The organism is Pseudomonas sp. BJa3 (assembly GCF_026343815.1).
GTDB classification, from domain to species: domain Bacteria; phylum Pseudomonadota; class Gammaproteobacteria; order Pseudomonadales; family Pseudomonadaceae; genus Aquipseudomonas; species Aquipseudomonas soli.
This window is the reverse complement of sequence record NZ_JAOXMC010000474.1, coordinates 1-242: the sequence shown is the minus strand read 5'-3', so window position 1 is coordinate 242 and position 242 is coordinate 1. Positions and strand designations below refer to the sequence as shown.

At 69.0% G+C, this 242-nt stretch carries 1 protein-coding gene; it reads right to left on the bottom strand.

Translation table 11 applies throughout. The features are described 5' to 3' along the window. The coding region (locus OH705_RS28460) for a tetratricopeptide repeat protein (RefSeq protein WP_267303601.1) at positions 1 to 242 on the bottom strand (242 nt) is incomplete at both ends.

The window sequence follows — 242 nt, the reverse complement described above, 5'->3', positions numbered from 1 at the left end:
GAGCTCGACGAATCGCGCATCGTCGTCGCCCAGCGTCTTCGGATCCGCCGCCAGCAGCGGCGCGACGTACTGGCGGTACAGCGGCTCAGCGTCCGCCTTGCGTCCCCATTCGTTGTACGTGTCGATCAGGTTCCAGGCGGCGATGCGGGTTTCCAGGTGCGTCTCGCCCAGCACGCGGCGGCGCAGTTCGAACAGACGCTGATACTCCGGCACGGCCTCCGCGGTGCGGCCCAGCACGCGCA